The sequence below is a fragment of the Burkholderia cepacia complex sp. TUM26381 genome (assembly GCF_057439935.1).
In genome coordinates this window covers 2,384,890-2,409,098 of the sequence record NZ_CM172006.1, presented here as the reverse complement: position 1 = coordinate 2,409,098, position 24,209 = coordinate 2,384,890, and the positions used below count along the sequence as shown (strand labels likewise).

At 66.4% G+C, this 24,209-nt stretch carries 15 protein-coding genes and 1 tRNA gene; 9 read left to right on the top strand and 7 right to left on the bottom strand.

Going from position 1 to position 24,209, the window contains the following annotated elements:
• Window positions 1-69 precede the first annotated feature (69 nt).
• A complete protein-coding gene (locus ACWMMN_RS11280; protein ID WP_174993535.1) occupies window positions 70-534 on the bottom strand; it encodes a rhodanese-like domain-containing protein in 465 nt (154 codons plus the stop codon).
• A gap of 406 nt (window positions 535-940) precedes the next feature.
• Between ACWMMN_RS11280 and glnA the strand changes: the two genes are divergently transcribed.
• The 4 genes from glnA to ACWMMN_RS11260 all read left to right on the top strand — a co-directional run bounded on the left by glnA (window position 941) and on the right by ACWMMN_RS11260 (window position 7,431).
• Window positions 941-2,356 carry a type I glutamate--ammonia ligase gene (gene glnA, locus ACWMMN_RS11275; protein ID WP_059233698.1) on the top strand — a complete coding sequence of 472 codons (1,416 nt, stop codon included), beginning with the start codon at window positions 941-943 and terminating at the stop codon, window positions 2,354-2,356.
• Window positions 2,357-2,518: 162 nt separating this feature from the next.
• Window positions 2,519-3,661, top strand: a complete 1,143-nt coding sequence (gene glnL / locus ACWMMN_RS11270; protein ID WP_059233699.1) for a nitrogen regulation protein NR(II) — start codon at window positions 2,519-2,521, stop codon at window positions 3,659-3,661.
• A 45-nt stretch (window positions 3,662-3,706) separates the two neighbouring features.
• Window positions 3,707-5,233 carry a nitrogen regulation protein NR(I) gene (ntrC, locus tag ACWMMN_RS11265; protein ID WP_059233700.1) on the top strand — a complete coding sequence of 509 codons (1,527 nt, stop codon included), beginning with the start codon at window positions 3,707-3,709 and terminating at the stop codon, window positions 5,231-5,233.
• 89 nt (window positions 5,234-5,322) lie between these two features.
• Entirely contained in the window at window positions 5,323-7,431 is a 2,109-nt protein-coding gene (locus ACWMMN_RS11260; protein WP_486422670.1) for a prolyl oligopeptidase family serine peptidase, read from the top strand.
• A 23-nt stretch (window positions 7,432-7,454) separates the two neighbouring features.
• Here ACWMMN_RS11260 and xth read toward each other — a convergent pair whose 3' ends face one another.
• On the bottom strand, window positions 7,455-8,231 hold the full coding sequence (gene xth / locus ACWMMN_RS11255) for an exodeoxyribonuclease III (RefSeq protein WP_059233702.1): 777 nt from the start codon (window positions 8,229-8,231) through the stop codon (window positions 7,455-7,457).
• Window positions 8,232-8,414: 183 nt separating this feature from the next.
• On the opposite strand from xth, the gene ACWMMN_RS11250 reads away from it, so the two are divergent.
• A tRNA-Met gene (locus tag ACWMMN_RS11250) sits at window positions 8,415-8,491 on the top strand.
• Window positions 8,492-8,597: 106 nt separating this feature from the next.
• On the opposite strand, the gene ACWMMN_RS11245 is transcribed toward ACWMMN_RS11250, so the two are convergent.
• Window positions 8,598-9,290: an aspartate/glutamate racemase family protein gene (locus tag ACWMMN_RS11245; protein ID WP_486422669.1), complete on the bottom strand. Its 693-nt coding sequence runs from the start codon at window positions 9,288-9,290 to the stop codon at window positions 8,598-8,600.
• Between the two features lie 151 nt (window positions 9,291-9,441).
• Between ACWMMN_RS11245 and dinB the strand changes: the two genes are divergently transcribed.
• Window positions 9,442-10,605: a DNA polymerase IV gene (gene dinB, locus ACWMMN_RS11240; RefSeq protein ID WP_486422668.1), complete on the top strand. Its 1,164-nt coding sequence runs from the start codon at window positions 9,442-9,444 to the stop codon at window positions 10,603-10,605.
• A gap of 58 nt (window positions 10,606-10,663) precedes the next feature.
• Here dinB and ACWMMN_RS11235 read toward each other — a convergent pair whose 3' ends face one another.
• The 4 genes from ACWMMN_RS11235 to fixL form a co-directional block, all read right to left on the bottom strand.
• Window positions 10,664-12,751, bottom strand: coding sequence for a M3 family metallopeptidase (locus ACWMMN_RS11235; protein WP_486422667.1), 2,088 nt, complete (start codon window positions 12,749-12,751; stop codon window positions 10,664-10,666).
• Window positions 12,752-13,047: 296 nt separating this feature from the next.
• Window positions 13,048-13,908, bottom strand: coding sequence for a bifunctional methylenetetrahydrofolate dehydrogenase/methenyltetrahydrofolate cyclohydrolase FolD (gene folD, locus ACWMMN_RS11230; RefSeq protein WP_059233706.1), 861 nt, complete (start codon window positions 13,906-13,908; stop codon window positions 13,048-13,050).
• A gap of 239 nt (window positions 13,909-14,147) precedes the next feature.
• The gene (fixJ, locus tag ACWMMN_RS11225) at window positions 14,148-14,786 is read right to left on the bottom strand and encodes an oxygen response regulator transcription factor FixJ (protein ID WP_006493245.1); all 639 of its coding nucleotides are present in this window, start codon (window positions 14,784-14,786) and stop codon (window positions 14,148-14,150) included.
• Window positions 14,783-17,299 carry an oxygen sensor histidine kinase FixL gene (gene fixL, locus ACWMMN_RS11220; RefSeq protein ID WP_059233707.1) on the bottom strand — a complete coding sequence of 839 codons (2,517 nt, stop codon included), beginning with the start codon at window positions 17,297-17,299 and terminating at the stop codon, window positions 14,783-14,785. The genes fixJ and fixL overlap by 4 nt, the downstream gene beginning before the upstream one ends.
• Window positions 17,300-17,572: 273 nt before the next feature.
• Between fixL and aceE the strand changes: the two genes are divergently transcribed.
• The 3 genes from aceE (at window position 17,573) to lpdA (ending at window position 24,028) form a co-directional block, all read left to right on the top strand.
• Complete coding sequence (gene aceE / locus ACWMMN_RS11215; RefSeq protein WP_059233708.1) at window positions 17,573-20,269, top strand: pyruvate dehydrogenase (acetyl-transferring), homodimeric type; 2,697 nt, start codon at window positions 17,573-17,575, stop codon at window positions 20,267-20,269.
• A 69-nt stretch (window positions 20,270-20,338) separates the two neighbouring features.
• On the top strand, window positions 20,339-21,982 hold the full coding sequence (gene aceF / locus ACWMMN_RS11210) for a dihydrolipoyllysine-residue acetyltransferase (RefSeq protein ID WP_340624273.1): 1,644 nt from the start codon (window positions 20,339-20,341) through the stop codon (window positions 21,980-21,982).
• Window positions 21,983-22,261: 279 nt separating this feature from the next.
• Window positions 22,262-24,028 (top strand): dihydrolipoyl dehydrogenase, encoded by a 1,767-nt coding sequence (gene lpdA, locus ACWMMN_RS11205; protein WP_059233710.1) that lies wholly within the window; start codon window positions 22,262-22,264, stop codon window positions 24,026-24,028.
• Window positions 24,029-24,209 lie beyond the last annotated feature (181 nt).

Sequence of the window (24,209 nt, the reverse complement as noted above, 5' to 3'; positions counted from 1 at the left end):
GCCCGTCATCGGCATGTCATCGCCCGGCTCGACGATGGGGTTGTCGCAGCCGGTCGGCGCAGTGCGCCGTCAGGCGCCGATCCACGGCAATTTGCGGAAGCACCAGCCGTCGACCGTCTTGCGGTGGCCTTCGGCGTCCTTCGCGCCCTCGAAGCCTTCGAGCAGGTCGAACGCCTTCGTGAAGCCGGCCTGCGTGGATGCGACCGCGGCGAGTTTCGAGCGCGCGGCGCTGCGGCACAGGAACAGGAGCGGCGTATCGGCCGGGAGGGCCGCCTTCAGTTCGTTGACGAATTCGGCGTTCGGCACGCCGCCCGGGTAGCGCGTCCATTCGAGGTGCAGGTATTGGCCGTCGCCGACGAGCGGGCGGCCGATCCAGTCGAGCTCGGCGCGCGTGCGCACGTCGACGAGGCGCGCGGACGGGTCGAGCTGCAGCAGTTCGAATGCCTCGGCCGGCAGCAGCGCGCCGGCGTAGTTGAGCGCGTCTTGTGCGCGGCGTTCGTCGGCCTTCGCGTAAAGCTGGTCGAGCGTACTCATGGCAGGGAGTCTCCGTATCGGTCAAACGAACATTCTAGCGCGGCGTCGCGGCACGGGCGCCCGCATGCAGGACGGTGCGCGCATGGCCACGCGTTCACCAAAAGAGTGCAAAATGGCGCGCATGCACCAGAATGATTCTGCGGTCGCGGTGGGCCGTAGCGATTGCACCATTGCAGTGCTTGCGGCAAACGGCCGGTGCAGCGCGAAGCCCCGGAATCGCGCAGCACAGCCCTGTCGTGGCGAGCCCCGGCGCGATTTGTTCCGGTCGCTCGCAAAGATGGCACGGAAGCTGCTATATAGAATTCGGTCGAATCGGGGCGCGCTGCGCCAAAGCAAGACCCCGGTCAGCTCGATAAACGAGGCGGTTCCCAGTCCGCCGGAATTGTTCTAATCAGGAGAAGAGGTTATGAGTAAAACCGTCGCCGACGTCATGCAACTCGTGAAGGACGAGGACTGCAAGTTTGTCGATTTCCGCTTCACGGACACGCGCGGCAAGGAACAGCACGTGTCGGTGCCGGTTTCGGCGTTCGACGAAGACAAGTTCGAAAGCGGTCATGCATTCGACGGTTCGTCGATCGCGGGCTGGAAGGGCATCGAGGCGTCGGACATGCTGCTCATGCCGGATCCGAACGCAGCCTTCGTCGACCCGTTCTATGAAGAGTCGACCCTCGTGCTGACCTGCGACGTGGTCGAGCCGGCCGACGGCAAGGGCTACGAGCGCGATCCGCGTTCGCTCGCGAAGCGCGGCGAAGCGTACCTGAAGAGCACGGGCATCGGTGACACGGCCTACTTCGGTCCGGAACCGGAATTCTTCATTTTCGACTCGGTCCAGTGGAACACGGACATGTCGGGCTGCTTCGTGAAGATCAACTCGGAAGAAGCACCGTGGTCTTCGGCCAAGGAATTCGAAGGCGGCAACACGGGCCACCGTCCGGGCACGAAGGGCGGCTACTTCCCGGTCGCACCGGTCGACACGTTCCAGGACATGCGTTCGGAAATGTGCCTGCTGCTCGAACAGCTCGGCATCCCGGTCGAAGTGCACCACCACGAAGTGGCGGGCCAGGGCCAGAACGAAATCGGCACGAAGTTCTCGACGCTGGTCGAGCGCGCCGACTGGACGCAATGGTCGAAGTACATCATCCATAACGTCGCGCACTCGTACGGCAAGACGGCGACGTTCATGCCGAAGCCGGTCGTCGGCGACAACGGTTCGGGCATGCACGTTCACCAGTCGATCTGGAAGGACGGCCAGAACCTGTTCGCAGGCAACGGCTACGCAGGCCTGTCGGAACTGGCGCTGTTCTACATCGGCGGCATCATCAAGCACGCCCGTGCACTGAACGCGATCACGAACCCGACGACGAACTCGTACAAGCGTCTGGTCCCGCACTTCGAAGCACCGGTCAAGCTCGCTTACTCGGCACGCAACCGTTCGGCTTCGATCCGCATTCCGCACGTGTCGAACCCGAAGGGCCGCCGTATCGAAACGCGCTTCCCGGATCCGATGGCGAACCCGTACCTGTGCTTCACGGCGCTGATGATGGCCGGCCTCGACGGGATCCAGAACAAGATCCATCCGGGCGAAGCAGCGGACAAGAACCTGTACGACCTGCCGCCGGAAGAAGATGCAAAGATCCCGACCGTCTGCGCGGGCCTCGACCAGGCTCTCGAAGCGCTCGACAAGGATCGCGAGTTCCTGACGCGCGGCGGCGTGTTCACGGACGGCATGCTCGATGCCTACCTCGCGCTGAAGGAGCAGGAGCTGGCGAAGTTCCGCATGACGACGCACCCGATCGAGTTCGAGATGTACTACTCGCTCTAATCGGCGATGGCGCTTCGATTCAGCGCCGTCATGCCGGTTCGTTCCCGTCGCGCGGGCTGCGGCGGGAACGGCGGAGTCTGAAAGGGGACGGCGTCCAGCCGTCCCTTTTTTGTTCCGACGATTTTCATTTTTCTGGCCCGGTGAGGCGCGACAAGCACGCAGATGGTTCTGAAGAATCTGATCAAGGCGAAAACGGGGCAGCCCGAGCGACTGACGGACGACGAGCGGCTCTCACGCTCGGGCCTGCTGGCGGGGCTGGAAGCGCTGCCGACGGTCGTGATCGTGCTCGACCGCAAGACGCTGCGGATCGCGTTTGCGAACCCGTCGGCGGAGGCGATGCTCGACATCTCGCGCCGGCAGCTCGCGCAGCGGCCGTGGGGCGAGATTTTTCCGAACGCGAACGAGCTGGCTTCGACGATCACCGCGATCGGCGAGGAGCGTTTTCACGCGACGCACCTCGATACCGTGCTCGACCGGCCCGGCCGCGAACCGCTGCACGTGCATGCGATCGTCGGCTTCCTCGAGACCGCGCCCGATTTCGTGCTGGTCGAGCTGTTCGAGAACGAACGCCAGTCGCGCACCGACCGGGAAGAGCGGATCCACGACCTGACCGCGGTCAACAAGCAGCTGATCCGCAACCTCGCGCACGAGATCAAGAACCCGCTCGGCGGCATTCGCGGCGCAGCCCAGCTGCTCGAATTCGAACTGGGCGAGCGCGAGCGCGGCGAGTTGCGCGAATACACGCAGGTGATCATCAAGGAATCCGATCGCCTGCAGACGCTCGTCGACCGGTTGCTGGAGCCGCACCGGCATCCGCACATCGTCGGCGACGTGAACATTCATGAAGTGTGCGAACGCGTGCGCGCGGTGATGCTCGCGGAATTTCCGCGCGGGCTCACGATCGAGCGCGACTACGACGTGAGCGTGCCGGACCTGCGCGGCGACAAGGAGCAACTGATCCAGGCGCTGCTCAACATCGTGCGCAATGCGGCGCAGGCGCTGCGCGAACGGATCGCGCAGGGCGACGCGAAGATCGAGCTGCGCACGCGTATCGCGCGCAAGGTGACGATCGCGAAGCGTCTGTACCGGCTGGCACTGGACTTGCACGTGATCGACAACGGGCCCGGCATTCCGGAAGAGATCCGCGACCGGATCTTCTATCCGCTCGTGTCCGGGCGCGAAGACGGCAGCGGGCTCGGCCTCACGCTTGCGCAGACTTTCGTGCAGCAGCACGACGGGATGATCGAGGTCGAAAGCCGGCCCGGACGTACCGAATTTCAGATTCTGCTGCCGCTCGATCATTGAGCGGCGACTTGCGATTCACCGGATTCACCCAAATCTGACCGACCTATGAAGCCGATCTGGATAGTAGACGACGACCAATCGATCCGCTGGGTGCTTGAAAAGGCACTCGCCCGGGACAGCTTCGCGACGAAGAGCTTCGCGAACGTGCGCGATGCGCTGGCCGCGCTCGACCACGAGACGCCGCAGGTACTCGTGTCCGACATCCGGATGCCGGGCGGCTCGGGCCTCGAGTTGCTGCAGGCGATGCACGAGCGCCTGCCGGGCCTGCCCGTCATCATCATGACGGCGTTCTCCGACCTTGATAGCGCCGTTGCGGCGTTCCAGGGCGGCGCGTTCGAGTATCTCGCGAAGCCGTTCGACGTCGACAAGGCCGTCGAGCTGATCCGCCGTGCGGTGGAGGAAAGCCTGCGCGGCGGCGCGCCGCAGGACGAGCGCGTGGCCGAGGCGCCCGAGATGCTCGGCCAGGCGCCCGCGATGCAGGACATGTTCCGCGCGATCGGCCGCCTGTCGCATTCGGCCGCGACCGTGCTGATCACCGGCGAGTCGGGCACCGGCAAGGAACTCGTCGCCCGGGCGCTGCATCGCCACAGCCCGCGCGCGAACGGGCCGTTCATTGCGCTGAACACCGCGGCGATTCCGAAGGACCTGCTCGAATCCGAGCTGTTCGGCCATGAGCGCGGCGCGTTCACCGGCGCGCAGACGACGCGGCAGGGCCGCTTCGAGCAAGCCGAGAACGGCACGCTGTTCCTCGACGAAATCGGCGACATGCCGTTCGACCTGCAGACGCGCCTGTTGCGCGTGCTGTCGGACGGGCAGTTCTATCGGGTCGGCGGGCACAACCCGCTGCGCGCGAACGTGCGCGTGATCGCCGCGACCCACCAGAATCTCGAGTCGCGCGTGCGGCAGGGGCTGTTCCGCGAGGACCTTTACCACCGGCTCAACGTGATCCGGCTGCGCCTGCCGCCGCTGCGCGAGCGTAGCGAGGACATCGCGCTGCTGACGCGCCACTTCCTGCAGAAGAGCGCGCGCGATCTCGGCGTCGAGCCGAAGCGCGTGTCCGATGAAGCGCTCGTGTATCTGACGTCGCTCGCGTTTCCCGGCAACGTACGGCAGCTCGAGAACCTCGCGAACTGGCTGACCGTGATGGCGCCCGCGCAGACGGTCGAGATCAAGGACCTGCCGCCGGACCTCGTGCCGGCCGGTGCGTCCGGTGCGCCGGTCGTCGCAACGGGCGATGGCGCGGATGCGCTCGGCAACGGCGGCAACGCCGCGGGCGTACCGCCCGCGATCGGCGCGACGCCGGCGGCGGCCGTGCCCGTCGCGGCCGCGCCGAACGGCAGCGCGCCGGCCGGCTACCCGGTGTGGGAGCATGGCCTTCGTACCGAAGTCGCGCGGCTGTTGCGCGAGAATTCGGCCGATGTGATGGACGAGCTCGCGCGCCGCTTCGAGGCGGCCGTGATTCGCGAGGCGCTCGACTTCACGCGCGGCCGCAAGGTCGAGGCCGCGGAGCGGCTCGGCATCGGCCGCAACACGATCACGCGCAAGATCCAGGAACTCCACCTGGAGCCCTGAGCACGATTTGCGGCATGCGCGGGCGTCGCGCATGCCGCGATCGGACATAATCGCGGTTTGCACGCCGTTTGCCATTCCGCCGATCTTCAATGTCCGATTCCTTCCGCTGGCCCGCCGGGGCCGACCCGTTCCGTTTCCTCGAAGCGCTTGACAGCAAACGCGCACGCACGTGGGTCGACGAGCAGAATGCGCGTACGCGCGCCGTGCTGCGCGACGACGACGCGTATCGCGCGCTGACCGCGCGTCTCGCCAAGGCGTATCTGCCGCGCGAACGCCCGGTGATTCCGACCCGCTGGCGCGACTGGGCGTACGACCTGTGGCAGGACGATCTCCATCCGAAGGGGCTGTGGCGCCGCACGCGCTGGGACGACTGGCGTGCCGGTCAACCTGCGTGGGAAACGCTGCTCGACGTCGACGCGCTCGGTGCCGAAGAGGGCGAATCGTGGGTGTTCGAGCAGGACGCGATCCTGTATCCGGACGGCGATCGCGCGCTGCTGTCGCTGTCGCCGGGCGGCGCCGATGCGGTCGTCGTGCGCGAGTTCGATCTCGTCGAACGCCGTTTCGTCGACGGCGGGTTCACGATCGACGAGCCGGGCCATCACACGGTCGGCTGGATCGACCGCGATACCGTCTACGTGAGCTGGGATCGCGGCGAAGCGCATGCGACCGCGGCCGGTTATCCGTATGAAGCGCGACGCTGGGTGCGCGGCACGGCGCTTGCCGATGCGCCCGTCGTCTTCAGCGGCGAACCCGACGACATCAGTGCGGGCGCGTGGTTCGACCCGATCGACAACCGCCACGTCGCGTGGCGCAGCGTCGACTTCTTCGATGCGCATGCGTACTGGCTGACCGACGCGGGCGAGTGGGCGCGCTACGACGTGCCGACGCATGTCGAAGTCGGGTTCTGGGAGGGCTGGCTCGTGCTGGAGCCACGCCTCGACTGGGACTGCGACGGCGTGCGCCATGCGGGCGGCTCGCTGCTCGCGATCCGCGAGCAGGCGTTCCTCGCCGGAGCGCGCGAATTCACGACGCTGTTCGCGCCCCAGCCGACGACGTCCGCGTGCACGTGGACGCACACGCGCACGACGCTGATCGCGAGCTGGCTCGACGACGTGCACAACCGCACGATGCTGTGGCGACCGCGGCAGGCCGGCGACGGTACGTGGACGTGGGATGCGCGGCCGTTCGAGTGGCCGGGCGACGCGCAGATCGACGTCGAGCCCGTCGAGGCGACGCTGAACGACGAGGTGTACGTCGACGTCGACACCTATCTCGACCCGCCGGAGTGCTGGCTGGCCGATCTTGCCGATCGCGCGGACGATGCGCCGTCGCGCCGTGTGCTGCTCGACCGGCCGCCGGTGCAGTTCGATGCGGCCGGACTCGTCGTGCGCCGCGCGAGCGCGCGCTCGCAGGATGGCACGGTGGTGCCGTACACGCTGATCGGGCCGCGCGATGCACTCGATGCGGCCGACGGCGCCGCGCGCGTCGCGCGGCCGTGTCTGCTGTCGGGCTATGGCGGCTTTGCGATCCCGAACCTGCCGGGCTACAGCGACGCGTTCGGCATCGCGTGGCTCGAGCGCGGCGGCGTGATGGCGTTCGCGCATATCCGCGGCGGCGGCGAGTTCGGGCCGCGCTGGCACGTCGATGCGCAGCGCGAACACCGGCAGCGTTCGTTCGACGATTTCATCGCGGTGGCCGAGGATCTGGCCGCGACCGGCGTGACGACCGCCACCCGGCTCGGGATCGAGGGCGGCAGCAACGGCGGGCTGCTGGTCGCCGCGTGCATGGCGCAGCGGCCGGAGCTGTTCGGTGCGGTGCTGTGCCGCGTGCCGCTGCTCGACATGCGGCGCTATCCGAAGCTGCACGCGGGCGCCGCGTGGCTCGACGAATACGGTGATCCGGACGATCCGCGCGAAGGCGCGGCGCTGGCCGCGTATTCGCCGTATCACCGCGTGCGCGAAGGTGTCGTGTATCCGCCGTTATTGTTGACGACGTCGACGCGCGACGACCGCGTGCATCCCGCGCACGCGCGCAAGATGGCCGCACGCATGCATGCGCTCGGTCATGAACGGGTGTGGTACTGGGAGAACACCGACGGCGGCCACGGCAGTGCCGACGACCTGGAACGCGCGGAAGCCGATGCGGCCGAGTTCGGCTTCCTGTGGGCCCATCTCGGGCCGGCGCCCGCGCGGCGCTGAACGGGCGCGGGCGGATGGGACGATCAGCCGACGATCGCGACGACGGGCGTGTGGTCGGACGGCTGTTCCCACGTACGCGGCGTGCGGTCGACCTCGCACGACGTGCAGGTTTCCGCGAGCGCCGGCGACAGCAGGATGTGGTCGATGCGCAGCCCCGCGTTGCGGCGGAACGCCATCATCCGGTAGTCCCACCACGTGAAGGTTTTCTCGGGCTGCTCGAAGCGGCGGAACGCATCGACGAAGCCGAGCTCGATCAATTGCGCGAAGTGCGCGCGCTCCTGCGGCGACACGAGGTTCTGGCCTTCCCATTTCGCGGGGTCGTGCACGTCGCGGTCTTCCGGCGCGATGTTGTAGTCGCCGAGCAGCGCGAGCTTCGGGTAGCGCTGCAGTTCGGTGCGCAACCATGCCTGCAGCGCGTCGAGCCACTGCATCTTGTAGACGAACTTGTCGGAGTCGGGGGCCTGGCCGTTCGGGAAGTACGCGGACACGATGCGCACGCCGTCGACCGTCGCGGCGATCACGCGCTGCTGCGGATCGTCGAAGCCGGGGATGTTGCGCACGACGTCCGATTCGTCGACGTTCAGCGACGCGCGCGCGAGGATCGCGACGCCGTTGTAGGTCTTCTGGCCCGTGAACCAGCTGCGGTAGCCGGCTGCCTCGAGATCGGCGCGCGGGAATTTCTCGTCCGGCAGCTTCAGTTCCTGCAGGCACAGCACGTCGGTGCCGCTTTGCGCGAGCCAGTCGAGCACGTGCTGTTTGCGGACGTTGAGCGAGTTGACGTTCCAGGTGGCGATTTTCATGAACGGGAGTGTGCGTGCGGCGTGAATGCGAAGGCCGCCATCTTACCGCGAGCATGCGGTGCGAACGCGTGCAATGCGCGACGCGGAGCAGGGGGCATGCAACGCCGTCTGGCAGAGGGGAGAAGAAATTGTGACAAAAGTATTGACGTGAGTACTTCCTCACCCTATAATTTATTTCTCTGACGCGGGGTGGAGCAGTCTGGCAGCTCGTCGGGCTCATAACCCGAAGGTCGTAGGTTCAAATCCTACCCCCGCAACCAAGCACACCAGACGATGTGCCGCGCAAGTGACCGATGCGCGCTTCGTCGACAAGAACCCGGCTCCGTGCCGGGTTTTTTGTTTTCTGCGCGCCGATCGCGATCGCGGTTATCGCGCAGCCCACGCCACGGCTGCCTTCGCATGCAGCGCGGTCGTGTCGAACACCGGCAGCGGCGAATCGTCCGCGCCGATCAGCAGCGTGATTTCCGTGCAGCCGAGGATCACGGCCTGCGCGCCGCGCTTCGCCAGTGCCTCGATGATCGACACATACGTCGCGCGCGATTCCGCCGAGATGACGCCGTGACACAGCTCGTCGTAGATGATCCGGTGCACGTCGTCACGCCCGCGTTCGTCCGGCACGAGCACTTCCATGCCGAATCTTGCGTGCAGCCGCTCCGCATAGAACGGCAATTCCATCGTGTAGCGCGTGCCGAGCAGGGCGACGCGCTCGACGCCCGCGTCGCGCAGCGCGCTGCCGGTCGGATCGGCGATATGCAGGAACGGCAGCGTCACCGCGGCTTCGATCGCGTCGTGCACGCGATGCATCGTATTGGTCGTCAGTACGACGAGATCGGCGCCGGCCGCTTCGAGCTGGCGTGCGGCGTCGGCCATCCGTTCGCCGAGCGCCACCCAGTCGTGCGTGCGCTGCAGCGCTTCGATTTCCGCGAAATCGACCGTGACGAGCACGCTCTTCGCGTTGTGATGCCCGCCGTGCAGCGACTTCGAGTGCCGGTTGATCATCCGGTAGTACTCGGCCGACGATTCCCAGCTCATGCCGCCGATCAGTCCGATCGTCTTCATCCGTCACCTTTTCGTTTCGTGTGTCGCGGCAGACGAGTATAGGCGCCGCTGCCCGCGCCCGACCGGTACGATCCCCGCCAAGCGGGCCGGTACGGCGCAGCCGGCTGCGGCCGGCCGGCGCCGGGCGCACGCGGCAGTTGAAACCGGCACTGTGTTTTTGTACAGTATCGGCACCGTGAACCCGTCCACCATTCCGCCTGCCGATCCGCACGTGCCGCCGCCGGGCGACGCGCTGCCGCGCATGCGCAAGATCATTCACTGCGACTGCGATTGCTTCTACGCGTCGGTCGAGATGCGCGACGACCCGTCGCTGCGCAACCGGCCGCTCGCGGTCGGCGGCCGGCCCGACCAGCGCGGCGTGATCGCGACCTGCAATTACGAGGCGCGGCGCTACGGCGTGCATTCGGCGATGTCGTCGGCGCTCGCGATGCGCAAGTGTCCGGACCTGTTGATCCTGCCGTCCGCGATGGACAAGTACCGCGCGGCGTCGCGGCAGATCATGGCGATCTATCGCGACTACACGCCGGACGTCGAGCCGCTGTCGCTCGACGAGGCGTACCTCGACGTCAGCGGGTCGGACCGGTGCCAGGGCAGTGCGACGCTGATCGCGCGCGAGATCCGCCAGCGCGTGTTCGACACGGTCGGCGTGACCGTATCGGCCGGCGTCGCGCCGAACAAGTTCATCGCGAAAATCGCGTCCGACTGGAACAAGCCGGACGGCCTGTTCGTCGTGCGGCCGCACGAGATCGACGCGTTCGTCGCGGCGCTGCCGGTGCGCAAGCTGCACGGCGTCGGCAAGGTGACGGCCACGCGGCTCGACCGGCTCGGCATTCAGACCTGCGCACAGTTGCGCGACTGGCCGTTGATCGACCTGCACCGCGAGTTCGGCGCATTCGGGCGGCGGCTGTACGAACTGTCGCGCGGGATCGACGAACGGCCCGTGCAGGCCGACCAGGAGCGCAAGTCGGTCAGCGTCGAGACGACCTACGTGACCGACCTGACGACGCTCGAGCAATGCGCGGACGAAATCCGCCGCCTCGTCGTGCAGCTCGACGCGCGGATTGCGCGCGCGGGCGCCGCGCGGTCGATCCGCAAGCTGTACGTGAAGATCCGTTTCGCCGATTTCCAGCGCACGACGGTCGAGTGCGTGGCCGATGCGACGAATGCGCAGACGGCCGTCACGCTGCTCGCGAAGGGGTTGCAGCGCCGCGCGCAGGCCGTGCGTCTGCTCGGCGTCGGCGTGCGTATCGACGAGGACACGGCCGAGCGCCACGGGCAATTCTCGCTGTTCGACGACGACCCGCCCGCACCATGAAAAAAGGCACCGCCGAAGCGGTGCCTGTCGATGTGGCCGGAACGGCCGGGCGGCGCGCTCAGTGCGCGGGCGTGGCCATCCCGTTGTGGCGCAGCAGCGCATCGATTTCCGGCTCGCGGCCGCGGAACGCCTTGAACGAATCCATCGCCGGGCGGCTGCCGCCGACCTCGAGGATCTCGCGGCGATAGCGCGTGCCGGTGGCCGCGTCGAGCACGCTGCCGCTCTGGGCGGCCGCTTCCTCGAACGCCGCGTACGCGTCGGCCGACAGCACCTCGGCCCACTTGTAGCTGTAGTAGCCGGCCGCGTAGCCGCCCGCGAAGATGTGGCTGAACGTGTTCGGCCAGCGCGAGAATGCTGCCTGCGGGATCACGTGATAGCGCTCGTTGATCTCGCGCGCGAACGCGGTCACGCCGGTGGCGCCGGCCGGGTCGAAGTCGACGTGCAGCAGCATGTCGAACATCGAGAACACGATCTGGCGCAGCGTGCCGAGCCCGCTCTGGAAGTTCTTCGCGGCGATCATCTTGTCGAACAGCTCACGCGGCAGCGTGGCGCCCGTATCGACGTGCGACGACATCGACGACAGCACGTCCCATTCCCAGCAGAAGTTTTCCATGAACTGCGACGGCAGCTCGACCGCGTCCCATTCGACACCGTTGATGCCCGACACGCCGAGCTCGTCGACGCGCGTGAGCATGTGGTGCAGCCCGTGGCCGAACTCGTGGAACAGCGTGATGACTTCGTCGTGCGTGAAGCACGCGGGCTTGCCGCCGATCGGTGCCGAGAAGTTGCAGGTGAGGTAGGCGACCGGCGTCTGCACGTCGCCGCCGCGCTTCGCACGCGAGCGTGCGTCGTCCATCCATGCGCCGCCGCGCTTGCCTTCGCGTGCGTACAGGTCGAGATAGAACTGCGCGACGAGCGAGCCGTCGCGGTTCTCGACGCGGAAGAAGCGCACGTCCTTGTGCCATACCGGCGCATCGTCCGCCTTGATCCGCACGCCGAACAGCGTCTCGGTGACGTTGAACAGGCCCTTCAGCACGGCCGGCTCAGGGAAGTACTGCTTGACCTCGTTTTCCGAGAACGCGTAGCGCTGCTGGCGCAGCTTTTCGGCTGCGTATGCGACATCCCACGGCGCGAGTTCGGTCAGGCCGAGTTCCTTCGCGGCGAATGCGCGCAGCTCGTCCCAGTCCTTGTCTGCGTGCGGGCGCGCGCGCGTCGCGAGATCCTCGAGGAATGCGACCACCTGTTGCGGCGATTCGGCCATCTTCGGCGCGAGCGACACTTCGGCGAAGTTGCGGTAGCCGAGCATCTGCGCCTCTTCGCGGCGCAGCTTCAGCTCGTCGGCGACGATTGCGGTGTTGTCCCATTCGGCCTTGCCGTCGCCGTACTGCGGCCCGAGCTCCGACGCGCGCGTTGCATACGCGCGGTAGAGCGTCTCGCGCAGCGCGCGGTTGTCCGCGTACTGCAGCACCGGGAAGTACGACGGGAAGTGCAGCGTGAATTTCCAGCCGTCCTTGGCGTCCTTCTGCGCGGCTTCGCGGGCGGCTTCGATCGCGTCGCCGGGCAGGCCGGCCAGGTCGGCCTCGTCCTCGACGAAGTGCGCGTACGCGTTGGTTGCGTCGAGGACGTGGTCGGAGAACGCCTTCGACAGGGCGGCCTGTTGCTCCTGCAGTTCCGCGAAGCGCGGTTTCTGGTCCTCGGGCAGCTCGGCGCCCGACAGGCGGAAATCGCGCAGCGCGTTGTCGAGGATCTTCTTGCGCTCGGCGGACAGCGTCGCGTATTCGGCGCTCGCGGCGATCGCCTTGTACTTCTCGTACAGCGCGAGATTCTGGCCGACGCTCGACCAGAATTCGGTCACGCGCGGCAGGTTTTCACCGTAGGCGGCGCGCAGTTCGGGCGTGTCGGCGACTGCGTTCAGGTGGCCGACGATGCCCCATGCGCGGCCGAGCGGCTCCGTCGCGTGCTCGACCGTCTCGACGACGGCGGCCCAGGTCGGCGGCGTCGCGTTCGCGCTCGCGGCTTCGACCGCGCGGCTGGCGGCATCGAGCAGCGTGTCGAGCGCGGGCGTCACGTGTTCCGGGCGGATTTCGCCGAAACGGGGCAGGCCGGAGAAGTCGAGGAGCGGATTGGTAGTGGCGCTGGCGGACATAAGACTCCCTGTCTGTTGCCGGATGAACCGGGATGAAAAGGGTAACGGCGGCTAGGCGCGATGGCGCCCGATACCGACATTATTGGGGCGCATCGTGCGCTTTCCAATCGTTAGTTTCTAATGACGCGATTGACGCAGGGGCGGATGCGGGGCGACGGGCTTCCGGCGACGGGCGGCCGGCGACGGGCGGCCGGCGGAGGAGGCCGCCCGCTGGCGACCGGTGCGGCGCAGCCGCGGCGATGCGGCTGGCGAGACGCCGGCGCACGGAACTGCGCGCCGGCTGAACGGGCGGGGTGTCAGGCTGCGGCAGCAGCGGCGCGCTCGGCCGCTTCGATCGTGTTGATCAGCAGCATCGTGATGGTCATCGGGCCGACGCCGCCCGGCACCGGCGTGATGTGGCCGGCAACTTCCTTCACGCCCGCGAAATCGACGTCGCCGCACAGCTTGCCCGCGTCGTCGCGGTTCATGCCGACGTCGATCACCGTCGCGCCTGGCTTCACCATGTCGGCGGTCAGGATGTTGCGCTTGCCGACCGCGGCGACCACGATGTCGGCCTGCCGCGTGTGCGCGGCGAGGTCGCGCGTCTTGCTGTGGCAGATCGTCACGGTTGCGCCGGCGTCGAGCAGCATCATCGCCATCGGCTTGCCGACGATGTTCGAACGGCCGATCACGACCGCGTTCGCGCCCTGCAGCGCGATGTCATGCGCCTCGAACATCTTCATCACGCCGTACGGCGTGCACGGACGGAACAGCGGCTTGCCGGTCATCAGCGCGCCGGCGTTCGCAACGTGAAAGCCGTCGACGTCCTTCTCCGGCGCGATCGCCTCGATCACCTTGTGGCTGTCGATATGCGCGGGCAGCGGCAGCTGGACGAGGATGCCGTGGATCTTCGGGTCGCGGTTCAGTTCGTCGATGCGCGCGAGCAGGCCGGCTTCCGACAGCGTGGCCGGGTACGCATCCTTCAGCGAGAAGAAACCGTTGTCCTCGCACGCCTTGATCTTGTTGCGCACATAGACTTCGCTCGCCGGGTTTTCGCCGACGAGGATCACCGCGAGACCGGGCTGGTGGCCGCGAGCGGTCAGGGCGGCGGCGCGTTCGCCAGCCTGCGCGCGCAGGGTCTTCGAAAGGGCGTTGCCGTCGATGAGGAGGGCTGTCATGGTGGTGGTCCTGCCGGGAAGTTGGAATGCGGGCGTACGGCACCCGAAGCGCCGTAGCAAAGCACGCAATTATACCGTTCGCCTGCTGCCGTCCGACAGGGAATCAACGGGAAGCGTCATGACCGCGGCGCGTGCGCCGGGAGGAAAGGCCGCCGCCGCGCGAGTGGGCCGCATCGCGCGGGGCGGCAAACACCGGTTGCGGGCCGGGCGGGCAGCGCCGCCGCGGCCGGCGTCGACGCTCAGGCCTGCTTCTTCGACAGCGCGAGGCGCAGCAGGTCGGCCACCGTGTTGACGTTGAGCTTTTCCATGATGTTCGCGCGGTGCGCTTCGACCGTCTTGATGCTGATGCCGAGATCGTCGGCGATCTGCTTGTTCAGGCGGCCCGCGATGATGCGTTCGAGCACCTGCTGCTCGCGCGCGGTCAGCTTCGACAGGCGTTCGCTCGCGGCACGCTGTTCCTGGACGCTCTTGCTTTCGCTTCGGGCCTTGTCGAGCATCCGCTCGACGAGCTTGCGCAACTCGGCTTCGTCGAACGGTTTCTCGATAAAGTCCATCGCACCCTTTTTCATCGTCGACACGGCCATCGGCACGTCGCCGTGACCCGTGACGAAGATGATCGGCAGCGCGGCATTGTCGGCGATCAGGCGTTCCTGCAGCTCGAGACCGCTCATGCCCGACATCCGCACGTCGAGGATCAGGCATGCGATCTGGCCGGCCTGCTGCGCCGGCTGGTATGCATCGAGGAACTGCTCCGCGCTCGAGAAGCATTGCACGCGATAGCCGTTCGCCTCCAGCAGCCAGCGCAGCGAGTCCCGTACGGCCTCGTCGTCGTCAACGACAAAGACGGTTTCCTGAGTGGTGGTGACAGGGCTATTCATAGTTCTCCCGTAACGGTATGTGATGCCGATGCCTCGCGCCCCCCTTGGCCGAGATCAGCGGGTTCCCCAATGGGCAGGCTGCAGTGGAACGTCGCGCCGGAAATGCGGCCATCCGGCTCGACGTTGTTGACCACCCACAGACGCCCCCGATGCGATTCGATGATCGAACGGCAGATGTTCAGCCCCATGCCCATGCCATCGGACTTGGTGCTGTAAAACGGTTCAAACAGGCGCTCGGCGGTCGCTTCGTCGACGCCCGGACCCTGGTCGATCACGCGGATGTCGACGAAGCCCGCATCGATGTCGGCGACGACGCGGATCACGCCGTCCGCCGCCGCCGGCTTCACGTCGGCCATCGCCTCGGCCGCGTTCTTCATCAGGTTCATCAACACCTGCTCGATCAGCACGGGGTCGACATAAATAATAGGCATTCTTGCGAGGATTTCCGTGACGATCCGGATCCTGCGCTTTCTGGCCTCGATTTCGGCAAGCCCGACCGCGTCGGCGACGATGTCCGCGACCCTTGCCGGCTGGCGTTTCGGCTCGCTGCGCTTCACGAATTCGCGAATCCGCTTGACGATCATCCCGGCGCGCAGCGCTTGCTGCGCGGTCTTTTCCAGCGCGGGCTGCAGCGTCTCGGGCGTGCCGCGGCCGCTCTTGACGAGCGCGAGCGTGCCGGAGCAGTAGTTGTTGATCGCGGCGAGCGGCTGATTCAATTCGTGAGCAATCGACGACGCCATTTCACCCATCGTCATCAATCGGCTCGTGAACTGCAGCTTCTCTTCCTGCTGGTGCGCGAGTTCCTGCGCCTTCTTGCGGGTGGTGATGTCGGTGGCGATCTGCATCTGCGCGAGGTGGCCGTCGACCCACTGGATGTACTGGCGGCGCACTTCGAACCATTTCTGGATGCTCTCGACGTACACCTCCTGCGCATCGGCGGTGCTGCTCGTCAGCGCGGCGGCCGGCAGGCCCGCGAACGCGTCGACCATGTCGATCGAGTCGGACGAGGCCTGCGCGCGGTCGAAGCCGCCGCCCGACAGCTCGAGATGGCCGTCCGGGCGGATGCCGAACAGGTGGCGGTAGTAGCGGTTCGCGAACAGCAGCTCGGCTTCGTCGGCGGCCAGCACCGACACCGCGGCGTCGAGGCTTTCGAGCACCGTCGTGAAGCGCTCGTGCGCGGCCGCGAGTTCCTCGCGTGCGCGCTTCGGCTCGGTGATGTCGGTCATCGACGACATCCAGCCGGTCTGGCGGCCCGAGCTGTCGATCAGCGGCGACACGTACAGGCGCGCGTGGAACAGCGTGCCGTTCTTGCGCCGCACGCGCAGCTCGAAGCCCGAGCTCGGCGCCTTGCCGCGCAGCGTCATGTCGAGCTGGCGCTGCATTTCCGGGTAGGCGTCGCGCGGCCAGTACGGGAACGGTGCGACCTTGCCGACCAGGTCGGTTTCGTCCCAGCCGGTCATCCGGCAGAACGCGGGGTTCACGTGCGTGATGCGGCCGTGCATGTCGAGCACGCGCATGCCGATCAGCACCGAGTTCTCCATCGCCCGGCGGAAGAACGCCTCGGCGTACAGCGCCTGCTGCGCCTCGAAGCGCTGGCGCGTGTGCTTCCACAGGCTCCAGAGGCTCCACAGCACGAAGCACGACAGGCCGGCGACGAGCCACACGAGCGTGTTGTTGGTCAGGTTCGTGAGCTGCGGGAATGCGTACACGCGCACCGTCAGCCCCTGGCCGGGCGGGTCGAGCGGCAGGTCGTAGTGCGAATCGCGCGGCAGGCGCGGGCGCGTCGACGTGGACGACAGCTCGCGGTTGTTCGCGTCGGTGATCGAGATCTTGTACTTCGACGACAGCTCCTGCGGGATGTCGTGCTTCAGGATGCCCTCGACCGAGAACACGGCGGCGATCGAGCCGAGATATTCGCGGTCGCCGCGCATCACCGGCGTCTGCAGCGTGATGAAGCCGTTGCCGAAGTCGTCGTAGATCAGCGGCGAATAGGCCTGGCGGCGCGTGCTGCGCGCCTCGTCGTACGCGCCGCGCACGGCGTCCTGCATCTGTGCGTCGCCGGGCTTCGCGAGCCGCTGGCCGAGCAACGGCGGGTGCACGGTCGGCCAGCGCTGCACGCCGGGCGCGGTGTACCAGTTCAGGTAGAGGATTTCCGGATGCGTCTGCATCACGTCCGCGACGGCCATCTGGAATGCGTTCTGGTCGAGGCGGCCCGATGCGAGATCGCGCGACAGCGCCTGCAGCTGTTCCTGCGCACCCGTCATCGACAGGCGGATCTGCTGCTGCGCCCACGCGACGTTACGGAACAGGGTGTCTTCCTGTTGTTGCTGTTCGCGGCGATTCAGGCTCCACAGGATGAGGCTCATCACCACGAGGAACACCAGGATCGACAGCAGCGGCGTCAACAAATAGGAGTTGGACCACCACGGTCCGTGGTGCCAACGGGACGGCTGCGACTCCGCCGGCGGGCCCGGCGGTCGCGCCGAGCGTGCGAAAAGCCGATCGGTCAACATGGCAGGATTGTAGCGCAGCGCAATACATGGAAAACCTATACCGGATATGTTGAACGGAAACGGTTTTGTTCCGACGACACGTGCCGGAGAGCCCCGAAATATGGGTGCAGCGCAGCAATATTTCGCATTGCGAGAAAAGATCTCACAATTCGAAAATTTTGTTGCGCAGGCCCGTGCACGCTCATTACAATCCGCTGGAGCTTGCCCGCAGCCGGCCGTGTCGCGTCGTCTGCACGAGAGCGATCCTCACATTCCAGGACCCAGGAGACGAGAATGTCCGCTGTACCGAACGAAGTGATGAAATATGTCGCCGCCGAACGTGACGACGACCCGCAAGAAACCGTCGAGTGGCTGGAGTCGCTCGATGGCGTGATCTCCTCCGTGGGCACCGGCCGTGCGCATTACCTGATCGAAAAGCAGATCGAGTTCGCCCGCATGCACGGCGAACACCTGCCGTTCTCCGCCAATACCCCGTACATCAACACGATTCCGGTCGCCGGCCAGGCGAAGATCCCGGGCGACCAGGACATCGAGCACCGCATCCGTTCGTACACGCGCTGGAACGCGCTGGCGATGGTGCTGCGCGCAGGCAAGGACACGAACGTCGGCGGCCACATCGCGTCGTTCGCATCGGCCGCGACGCTCTATGACGTCGGCTACAACCACTTCTGGCACGCAGCGTCCGACCAGCACGGCGGCGATCTCGTGTTCGTGCAGGGCCACTCGTCGCCGGGCGTATATTCGCGCGCGTTCCTGCTCGGCCGTCTGAAGGAAGAGCAGCTCGACAACTTCCGCCAGGAAGTCGACGGCCAGGGCATCTCGTCGTACCCGCATCCGTGGTTGATGCCGGACTTCTGGCAGTTCCCGACCGTGTCGATGGGTCTCGGCCCGATCATGGCGATCTACCAGGCGCGCTTCATGAAGTACCTGGAAGCACGCGGCATCACGAAGACGGAAGGCCGCAAGGTGTGGGCATTCCTCGGCGACGGCGAGACGGACGAACCGGAATCGCTCGGCGCGATCGGGATGGCGAGCCGCGAGAAGCTCGACAACCTCGTGTTCGTGATCAACTGCAACCTGCAGCGTCTCGACGGCCCGGTGCGCGGCAACGGCAAGATCATCCAGGAACTCGAATCGGAATTCCGCGGCGCCGGCTGGAACGTGATCAAGGTCATCTGGGGCAGCCGCTGGGATGCGCTGTTCGCCCGCGACAAGTCGGGCGCGCTGATGCGCCGCATGATGGAAGCCGTCGACGGCGAATACCAGACGTACAAGTCGGAGTCGGGCGCGTTCGTTCGCGAGCACTTCTTCAACACGCCTGAACTGAAGGCACTGGTTGCCGACTGGTCGGACGACGACATCTGGGCGCTGAACCGCGGCGGCCACGATCCGCACAAGATCTACGCGGCGTTCCACGAAGCCACGAACACGAAGGGCGCACCGACCGTCATCCTCGCGAAGACCATCAAGGGCTACGGGATGGGCGAGTCGGGCCAGGCGATGAACATCACGCACCAGCAGAAGAAGCTGCCGGTCGAGCAACTGAAGAAGTTCCGTGACCAGTTCCGCCTGCCGATCACCGACGAGCAGATCGCCGACGTGCCGTACCTCAAGTTCGAGGAAGGCTCGAAGGAACTCGAATACATGCGCCAGAAGCGCATGGACCTCGGCGGCTACCTGCCGCATCGCCGCGAGAAGGCGACGTCGCTGCCGGTGCCGGCGCTCGACGCGTTCGAGCCGCTGCTGAAGGGCACGGGCGAAGGCCGCGAGATCTCGACGACGATGGCGTTCGTGCGGATCCTGAACATCCTGCTGAAGGACAAGGCGCTGGGCAAGCGCGTCGTGCCGATCGTCCCGGACGAATCGCGTACGTTCGGCATGGAAGGCCTGTTCCGCCAGATCGGTATCTGGAACCAGGAAGGCCAGAAGTACGTGCCGGAAGATTCCGACCAGCTGATGTTCTACAAGGAATCGCAAACCGGCCAGATCCTGCAGGAAGGCATCAACGAAGCGGGCGGCATGTGCGACTGGATCGCGGCGGCGACGTCGTACTCGACGCACGGCGAGATCATGGTGCCGTTCTACATCTTCTATTCGATGTTCGGCTTCCAGCGGATCGGCGACCTCGCCTGGGCCGCAGGCGACATGCGTTCGCGCGGCTTCCTGCTCGGCGGTACCGCGGGCCGCACGACGCTGAACGGCGAAGGCCTGCAGCACGAAGACGGCCACTCGCTCCTGTGGGCGGCATCGGTGCCGAACTGCGTGAGCTACGACCCGACGTTCGGCTATGAACTCGCGGTGATCATCCAGGACGGCCTGCGCCGCATGGTGCAGGACCAGGAAGACGTGTACTACTACGTCACGGTGATGAACGAGAACTACGAGCACCCGGCGATTCCGCAGGGCGAGCACGTGGCGGCCGACATCATCAAGGGCATGTACGCGTTCAAGAAGGCCGACGCCGACAAGAAGGCGCCGCGCGTCCAGCTGCTCGGCGCGGGCACGATCTTCAACGAAGTGATCGCTGCCGCCGACCTGCTGAAGAACGACTGGGGCGTTGCCGCCGATCTGTGGAGCGTGCCGAGCTTCACCGAGCTCGCGCGTGAAGGCCACCAGGTCGAACGCTGGAACCTGCTCCATCCGACCGAAGAGCGTCGCCTGTCGCACGTGCAGAAGTGCCTGAAGGACACGCAGGGCCCGGTCATCGCGTCGACCGACTACGTTCGCGCGCTGGTCGACCAGATCCGCGGCCAGATCGATCGCCGCTTCGTCGTGCTGGGCACGGACGGCTTCGGCCGCTCGGATACCCGCGAGAAGCTGCGTCACTTCTTCGAAGTCGACCGTCACTGGGTCACCGTCGCCGCGCTCAACGCGCTGGCCGACGAAGGCACGATCGAGCGCAAGGTGGTCGCGGACGCGATTGCCAAGTACAACCTCGATCCGTCCAAGCCCAACCCGATGACCGTTTAACGCACACGCCGTGTGATGCCGCGCGCCGCTCCCGCGAGGGAGCGCGCGCAGCCATGGAGACAGAAACAGATGAGTCAAGCGATCGAAGTGAAGGTGCCGGATATCGGCGATTACAAGGACGTGCCGGTGATCGAGATCGGCGTGAAGGTCGGCGATACGGTCGAGCCCGAGCAGTCGCTCGTCACGCTCGAGTCGGACAAGGCGACGATGGACGTCCCGAGCCCGGTAGGCGGCGTCGTGAAGGAAATCAAGGTCAAGGTGGGCGATTCCGTTTCGGAAGGCTCGCTGATCATCCTGCTCGAAGGGGGCGCCGCGGCGCAGGCCAATGGCGCGGCTGCGCCGGCCGCAGCACCGGCTCCGGCAGCAGCCCCGGCACCGGCCGCAGCAGCCCCGGCGGCCGCACCGGCCGCAGCCGGCGGCACGCTCGAAGTGAAGGTGCCCGACATCGGCGACTACAAGGATGTGCCGGTGATCGAGATCGGCGTGAAGATCGGCGACACGGTCGAGAAGGAACAGTCGCTCGTCACGCTCGAGTCGGACAAGGCGACGATGGACGTGCCGAGCCCGGCCGCCGGCGTCGTGAAGGACATCAAGGTCAAGGTGGGCGATTCGGTATCGGAAGGCACGCTGATCGTGCTGCTCGAAGCCGCAGGCGCACCGGCCGCCGCCCCGCAGGCGAGCGCACCGGCTCCGGCCGCTGCCGCGCCGGCACCGGCTGCCGCACCGGCACCCGCGAAGGCTGCGCCGGCACCGGCTGCTGCCGCACCGGCCGCCGCGCCGTCGGGTGAATACCGCGCCAGCCACGCGTCGCCGTCGGTGCGCAAGTTCGCGCGCGAACTCGGCGTCGAAGTCGCTCGCGTGCAGGGTTCCGGTCCGAAGGGCCGTATCACGAAGGAAGACGTCACGGGCTTCGTGAAGGGCGTGATGACGGGCCAGCGCGCGGCACCGAGCGCGGCAGCCGCGCCGGCAGGCGGCGGCGAGCTGAACCTGCTGCCGTGGCCGAAGGTCGACTTCTCGAAGTTCGGCCCGTTCGAGGCGAAGCCGCTGTCGCGCATCAAGAAGATCTCGGGCGCGAACCTGCATCGCAACTGGGTGATGATCCCGCACGTCACGAACAACGACGAAGCGGACATCACCGAGCTCGAAGCGCTGCGTGTCCAGCTGAACAAGGAGCACGAAAAGGCGGGCGTGAAGTTCACGATGCTCGCGTTCGTGATCAAGGCAGTCGTCGCCGCACTGAAGAAGTTCCCGACCTTCAACGCGAGCCTCGACGGCGACAACCTCGTGTTCAAGCAGTACTTCCACGTCGGTTTCGCGGCCGATACGCCGAACGGCCTGGTCGTGCCGGTGATCCGCGATGCGGACAAGAAGGGCCTCGTCGACATCGCGAAGGAAATGAGCGACCTGTCGAAGGCCGCGCGCGAAGGCAAGCTGAAGCCGGACCAGATGCAGGGCGGCTGCTTCTCGATCTCGTCGCTCGGCGGGATCGGCGGCACGAACTTCACGCCGATCATCAACGCGCCGGAAGTGGCGATCCTCGGGTTGTCGCGCGGGCAGACGAAGCCGGTGTGGGACGGCAAGCAGTTCGTGCCGCGTCTCATGCTGCCGCTGTCGCTGTCGTATGACCATCGCGTGATCGATGGCGCGGAAGCCGCGCGGTTCAATGCGTATCTCGGCGCGTTGCTCGGCGATTTCCGTCGCATCGCTCTTTGATGAGCGGGGGGATGGCTCGCGGGGGCGTGGTTTTGTGTAGGTTCTCCACGCCTTTGTCATTGAACCTGTTTCGCTAACGGTCTATTGGCGTCGCCCCTGCGCGGGGCGGCGGTCACTTTTCTTTGTCTTCCAAAGAAAAGTAACCAAAAGAAAGGCGCGTCCTTGGGCGGACGGCAAAGGTGGTCCTGCCCAGGTTCCCGTCCTTCTGTCAGGCCGTAGTAGCGGGTTTTTCGCGGGTTTCTCCTCCTCTGTCTGCAGCTAATCAAGAAGGGGACAGTAATGAGTCTCATCGAAGTCAAGGTTCCGGATATCGGCGATTTCAGCGGCGTCGATGTCATCGAAGTCAACGTCAAACCCGGCGACGTGATCGAAAAAGAGCAAACGCTCATCACGCTCGAATCCGACAAGGCCTCCATGGAAGTGCCCAGCGACGTCGCCGGCACCGTCAAGGAAATCAAGGTCAAAGCCGGCGAGAAAGTCTCGCAAGGCACCGTCATCGCCATCGTCGAAGCCTCGGCAGGCGCCGCGGCGCCCGCGAAGGCACCCGAGGCAGCGAAGCCCGCAGCCGCTGCACCGGCGCCGGCCGCAGCCGCTCCGGCGCCCGCGCCGCAAGCCGGCAGCTACGCCGGCGCAGCCGACATCGAGTGCGACATGCTCGTGCTCGGCGCCGGCCCCGGCGGCTACTCGGCCGCGTTCCGCGCGGCCGATCTCGGCATGAAGACCGTGCTCGTCGAACGCTACTCGACGCTCGGCGGCGTGTGCCTGAACGTAGGCTGCATCCCGTCGAAGGCGCTGCTGCATACGTCGCTCGTCGTCGAGGAAGCCGCGGCGCTCGCGTCGCACGGCATCACGTTCGGCAAGCCGGAAGTCGACCTCGACAAGCTGCGCGACTTCAAGGGCGGCGTCGTCAAGAAACTGACGACGGGCCTCGCCGGCATGGCCAAGGCACGCAAGGTCGAAGTGGTCACCGGCGTCGGCGCATTCGTCGATCCGTTCCACATGGAAGTGCAGGGCGAAAACGGCAAGAAGGTCGTCAAGTTCAAGCAGGCGATCATCGCCGCGGGCTCGCAAGCCGTGAAGCTGCCGTTCATGCCGGAAGACCCGCGCGTCGTCGATTCGACGGGCGCTCTCGAACTGCGCCAGCTGCCGAAGCGCATGCTCGTGATCGGCGGCGGCATCATCGGCCTCGAAATGGCCACGGTGTACTCGACGCTCGGCGCCGAGATCGACGTCGTCGAAATGATGGACGGCCTGATGATGGGCGCCGACCGCGATCTCGTGAAGGTCTGGGAGAAGTACAACGCGAAGCGCTTCGGCAACGTCATGCTGAAGACCAAGACGGTCGGCGCGGAAGCGAAGGAAGACGGCATCTACGTGAAGTTCGAGGGCGAGAAGGCGCCGGCGGAAGCGCAGCGCTACGACCTCGTGCTCGTCGCAGTGGGCCGCAGCCCGAACGGCAAGAAGATCGGTGCCGACAAGGCCGGTGTCGCAGTCACGGACCGCGGCTTCATCGACGTCGACAAGCAGATGCGCACGAACGTGCCGCACATCTTCGCAATCGGCGATATCGTCGGCCAGCCGATGCTCGCGCACAAGGCCGTGCACGAAGGCCACGTCGCAGCGGAAGCCGCGCACGGCGAGAAGGCGTATTTCGACGCACTGCAGATCCCGTCGGTGGCCTACACCGATCCGGAGGTGGCGTGGGCCGGCAAGACGGAAGACCAGTGCAAGGCCGAAGGCATCAAGTACGGCAAGGCCGTGTTCCCGTGGGCCGCTTCGGGCCGCGCGATCGCGAACGGCCGTGACGAAGGCTTCACGAAGCTGATCTTCGACGAGGAAACCCATCGCGTGATCGGTGGCGCCATCGTCGGCCTGAACGCGGGCGACCTGATCAGCGAAGTGTGCCTCGCCGTCGAGATGGGCGCGGACGCGGAAGACATCGGCAAGACGATCCATCCGCACCCGACGCTCGGCGAATCGGTCGGCATGGCCGCCGAACTGTACGAAGGCGTCTGTACGGACCTGCCGCCGCAACGCAAGAAGTAACGCAGCCGGCACGGCCGGCCATGCGCCGGCCGCGAAAAAACGCCGCCGCCCGGGCAATCCGGGCGGCGGCGTTTTCTTTTGTACGCAGCTGGCGCGAGGGTCAAGCGGCCATTCGAAGCCGGCTGGCGGCTGCCGGTTCGCACACGTTCCGGCGTCAGAAACGAAAAAGCCGCGCTGGGCG

Excerpts from the sequence above, each read along its gene's own strand:
- ACWMMN_RS11280 (WP_174993535.1), bottom strand. The coding sequence starts at position 534 with ATGAGTACGCTCGACCAGCTTTACGCGAAGGCCGACGAACGCCGCGCA.
- glnA (WP_059233698.1), top strand. The coding sequence starts at position 941 with ATGAGTAAAACCGTCGCCGACGTCATGCAACTCGTGAAGGACGAGGAC.
- glnL (WP_059233699.1), top strand. The coding sequence starts at position 2,519 with ATGGTTCTGAAGAATCTGATCAAGGCGAAAACGGGGCAGCCCGAGCGA.
- ntrC (WP_059233700.1), top strand. The coding sequence starts at position 3,707 with ATGAAGCCGATCTGGATAGTAGACGACGACCAATCGATCCGCTGGGTG.
- ACWMMN_RS11260 (WP_486422670.1), top strand. The coding sequence starts at position 5,323 with ATGTCCGATTCCTTCCGCTGGCCCGCCGGGGCCGACCCGTTCCGTTTC.
- xth (WP_059233702.1), bottom strand. The coding sequence starts at position 8,231 with ATGAAAATCGCCACCTGGAACGTCAACTCGCTCAACGTCCGCAAACAG.
- ACWMMN_RS11245 (WP_486422669.1), bottom strand. The coding sequence starts at position 9,290 with ATGAAGACGATCGGACTGATCGGCGGCATGAGCTGGGAATCGTCGGCC.
- ACWMMN_RS11235 (WP_486422667.1), bottom strand. The coding sequence starts at position 12,751 with ATGTCCGCCAGCGCCACTACCAATCCGCTCCTCGACTTCTCCGGCCTG.
- folD (WP_059233706.1), bottom strand. The coding sequence starts at position 13,908 with ATGACAGCCCTCCTCATCGACGGCAACGCCCTTTCGAAGACCCTGCGC.
- fixJ (WP_006493245.1), bottom strand. The coding sequence starts at position 14,786 with ATGAATAGCCCTGTCACCACCACTCAGGAAACCGTCTTTGTCGTTGAC.
- fixL (WP_059233707.1), bottom strand. The coding sequence starts at position 17,299 with ATGTTGACCGATCGGCTTTTCGCACGCTCGGCGCGACCGCCGGGCCCG.
- aceE (WP_059233708.1), top strand. The coding sequence starts at position 17,573 with ATGTCCGCTGTACCGAACGAAGTGATGAAATATGTCGCCGCCGAACGT.
- aceF (WP_340624273.1), top strand. The coding sequence starts at position 20,339 with ATGAGTCAAGCGATCGAAGTGAAGGTGCCGGATATCGGCGATTACAAG.
- lpdA (WP_059233710.1), top strand. The coding sequence starts at position 22,262 with ATGAGTCTCATCGAAGTCAAGGTTCCGGATATCGGCGATTTCAGCGGC.